This window comes from Johannesbaptistia floridana (assembly GCF_057440575.1).
Map to the genome: position 1 here is coordinate 1 of NZ_JALKVM010000033.1, position 4,147 is coordinate 4,147.

Sequence of the window (4,147 nt, forward strand, 5' to 3'; positions counted from 1 at the left end):
TGCATACCTTGTTGTATACCTTCTGCAATAGCTTTCGCCCGGTCTTGTTGATATAGTGGTTTTAAACGCATAATTAGTTCCTCAGTTTCTGAATCTCTTTCCTTTTGCGCAAATAAGTTCTGCTCTAAATTATATAACTGTTCTAAAACACTCGACTTGAAGGGATTATTCTCTTCTAATGAGTTTACCTCTTCAATCGCTCTTGTTTGTACATTTCCCTTCCCTAATAATCTTAATAATAAGGTTTCAGGCGTGACTGGTAAATGATGAATCACCACAATTCCCATTCTCAGTAATCTTCCTGTGAAATAAATTCCTTCCCCCCAATTAGACTCAGATCTTGCATATTTACCCAAAGTTACTTGTGGTGGTTAAGTAATGAGTAATGAGTTTTGAAGTAATGAGTTAAAGAATTAATGCTCAACGCTTAAAAATTGGGGCTCTTTCGTACTTAGTATGCTAAACTCTGTTCTAATCTTATCGCCAAAAGGGTTCTGTTGTAAAAACTTTCTGTAGTTGCGTAGCGATGTTAAAATCTCAAAAAATGAAGACATTTGCTGTCAATAAATTATTTTAATAATAATAACTTTTACCTAGTGCGATCGCCTTACTAATCTCTTTGTATCTCAACTCATATCTTGCACTCCCAAAAAAGTACTGAAATTGGCCAACAGGCTCCGAATCAATTTTTAAGGGGTTAGGATCAACTCATTACTCATTACTATAGCAGTACTTGTTGACATGTTTGACATTTTGATCCCCCCTAACCCCCCTTGAAAAAGGGGGGAAAGAGCTTTATTTTGATGTCAAACACCATAATGCGTGGAGCTATAATTACTTCCTCACTCAACCACCACCAGTAACATTAGGTAAAGATGCGAGGGTCTGAGTTATCGGCTATCGCCTTACTAATCTGTTTGTATCTCAACTCATATCTTGCACTCCCAAAAAAGTACAGAAATTGGCCAACAGGGGAGAATCAAATTTTAATAGGTTAGGATCAATTCTTTAACTCATTACTTCAAAACTTCAAGACTAATTACTCATTACTCATTACTTATTACTCATTACTCAATTATGTTATGCTATTTTTAATTACTAAAATTGTAAGCAGATTATGCCTATCTGTCTCAACCCTAGCTGTCAAAACCCAGATAACCCAGATAACAATAACCTCTGCCATGGTTGTGGTGCTAACTTAGCACAAAGTACAATTACCTACGATTTTGAAGACTATCGCATCATCAAAATTTTAGGACAAGGAGGTTTCGGTCGCACCTACCTAGCAGAACAAATCAGAGTCTTTAACCGCCAAGTGGTGATTAAAAAACTAATTTCTACAGAGGCCACAAACACTCAAGCTAAGCAAATAGTTCAGAACTTGTTTGAGAGAGAGGCGAAGAAACTGTCTGAATTAGAACATCCTCAAATACCGGAGATTTACGACTATTTTAGTAAAGATGATAGTTTTTATTTGGTGCAACAGTATATTGAAGGGGAAAACCTCTTAGAGGAGTACAAGATTCAAGGGCGATTTAGTGAAGAGAAAATAGAAGAGATTCTCAACTCCATCTTACCAGTGTTAGCCTATCTGCAAGAGCAAAATATTCTGCACCGAGATATTAAACCAGAAAATATCATGCGCCGGGGTCAAGATGGAACTTTGTTTTTAATTGACTTTGGGGCAGTAAAAGAAGTAGAGGGTAACCCTCAGACCCAGATGACTAGCATATTTACTCCAGGATATGCAGCCAGAGAACATATCAAGGGAAGGCCAACAGCAGCGAGTGATATCTATAGCTTGGGTGCCACTTGTATTCGTTTATTCACAGGCTGCTTGCCAGTAGGGGGAAAAGATGTAATTTACAATGACGATGATAATAAATGGACCTGGAGAGAATATTTAGAAGCAAGAAAGCTGAAGATTAAGCCGAAATTAGCAGAAATCCTGGACAAGATGGTCACAGATTCCTTGAGAGCGCGTTATACAAATGCTCAGGAAGTAATATATGATTTATCATCGTTAAAATCGGCACTCCCTACTCCACAAGCAAAACCACCCACAATACCAACTGTAACTGTAGAATCATCATCTAGTTCACCACCAAAACCACCAACAATACCGACTGTAACCGTGTCATCATCTTCTTCCCCTATATCCCGAGGTAAGTTGTTGAAATGGTTGGGAGCATTCGGAGGAGGTGCTTTAGCATTTGGGGGAATTAGTAGTTTGTTTAAGTCACCACAAGAGCAAGAAGAAAATCCAGCATCACCAGTTCCTTCATCAGATACACCACCACAAGAGCAACTCCCCAGTAATCCACCATCACCAGTTCCGCCACCAAATACACCGGGTACTGAATTTAACTATGAAGTAGTAAAAGTGAATAGGCGTGGAGAAATTATTGAAACTAGAAATGAAAGCAACAAATATCAACGCTTTGATTTAACTGAAGGAGTAAGCATAGACTTTGTCTATATACCAGGAGGGAAATTTACGATTGGTTCACCAGCAACTGAAGTAGATAGAGATGATGATGAGGGACCACAAACAGAAATAACTTTGAAACCATTCTGGTTAGGGAAATATCCAGTGACACAAGCTCAATATCAAGCAGTAATGGGAGAAAATCCGGCTAGATTCCCAGGAAATAACCGACCTGTAGAGAATGTAATTTGGAACGATGCAGTTAAGTTTTGTGAAGAAGTGAGCAAAAAGTTAGGAAAAGAGATACAATTACCATCAGAGGCACAGTGGGAATATGCTTGCCGGGCCGGGACAACTACTCCTTTTTACTTTGGGGAAACTATAACTAGTCAATTGGCTAATTATAATGGAAATTATACTTATGCTGATGAACCAAAAGGGGAGTATCGAGAAGAAACTACAGAAGTGGGAATATTTCCTCCCAATGCTTTTGGATTATATGATCTGCACGGAAATGTGTATGAATGGTGTTTAGATAACTATATAGATAACTATCGAAATATACCGTTAGATGGCAAACCTTTTCTTTCTGGAAGCAGTAGTATAAAAGTAATCCGTGGTGGTTCGTGGGACGTCAACCCGAGGTACTGCCGCGCTGCCTTTCGCCTTAGGTACTACCCCGGCAGCGCGTACGGCCTCAGCGGCTTTCGTGTGGTGGTAGACGGCGAAACCCTTTAGCCCTTTTACCCTTCCGCCGTTAGGCGGCAAATTTAGGCGGTGCGAGTAGTATTTATGTATTCATTTAGATTGTAGGGATCATACGCTTTGGTTAGTTTAGATAAACTTCTACAATATAATCATAATAGAGTAAAATTGAGAAAAAGTCAAGTAAACGATGAAAAGAATAGGCAACCTATATGAAGAAATTATCGACCCAGAAAATCTCTACCTAGCTGCAAAAAAAGCACAAAAAGGTAAAAGAAATAGAGCTAATGTAATCGCATTTCACGAGAATCTAGAAAAAGAAATCAGAAAACTACAGGAAGAACTTAGTAGCAAAACTTATCAACCAGGAGAATATCATACCTTTTATCTCAAAGAGAAAAAGACACGCTTGATTTCGGTCGCTCCCTATCGCGATCGCCTAGTGCATCATGCTCTTTGTAATATAATTATGCCTATTTTTGATGTAAGTTTTATCGACCATTCCTAGGCTAATAAAACTGAGGGGTAAGTTTTAGGGTCTCTGAGTAAGTCAAAACTTGACTGGATAATGGATAGAAAGTTAGCTCACGCCCTTGGTGAGCTCCCCAGAAGCAAGGGCGCCAATAGCGCACCAGCATATTCAGATAAAGGTTTACAGCAAAGCATCTTTACCAATTCCGAATGAGTGTGACCACCATTACAGATTATTTTGTAACCAGGTCAAAACATCCTCTTGAGATTGAAAATCAAATAATGCTTCCCCTAAATTGTCCAATGATTCTACAGATAAACTGCGAATTTGGCCTTCTAAATCTGTAGAAATTCCTTGAAAACGACGATTTAGCAGACGAATTATCAGGTTTGCTTCTCCTTCCTGTTTCCCTTGCTGCATACCTTGCTGCATACCTTGCTGCATACCTTGCTGCATACCTTGTTGTATACCTTGCTGCATACCTTGTTGCATACCTTGTTGTATACCTTCTGCAATAGCTTTCGCCCGGTCTTGTTGATATA

The 4,147-nt window shown here is 39.0% G+C and carries 3 protein-coding genes and 1 pseudogene; 2 read left to right on the forward strand and 2 right to left on the reverse strand.

Annotated elements, in window-relative coordinates; genetic code table 11:
- Positions 1 to 356 (reverse strand): annotated as a pseudogene (locus MW688_RS02375) (DUF4351 domain-containing protein); the annotation flags it as partial.
- 761 nt (positions 357 to 1,117) lie between these two features.
- Between MW688_RS02375 and MW688_RS02380 the strand changes: the two are divergent.
- Positions 1,118 to 3,166: an SUMF1/EgtB/PvdO family nonheme iron enzyme gene (locus tag MW688_RS02380; protein WP_486734313.1), complete on the forward strand. Its 2,049-nt coding sequence runs from the start codon at positions 1,118 to 1,120 to the stop codon at positions 3,164 to 3,166.
- Positions 3,167 to 3,323: 157 nt separating this feature from the next.
- Positions 3,324 to 3,641, forward strand: a complete 318-nt coding sequence (locus MW688_RS02385; RefSeq protein WP_486734314.1) for a hypothetical protein — start codon at positions 3,324 to 3,326, stop codon at positions 3,639 to 3,641.
- 189 nt (positions 3,642 to 3,830) lie between these two features.
- On the opposite strand, the gene MW688_RS02390 is transcribed toward MW688_RS02385, so the two are convergent.
- Positions 3,831 to 4,147: DUF4351 domain-containing protein (locus MW688_RS02390; protein ID WP_486734315.1), on the reverse strand; the 317-nt coding region annotated here is incomplete at its 5' end.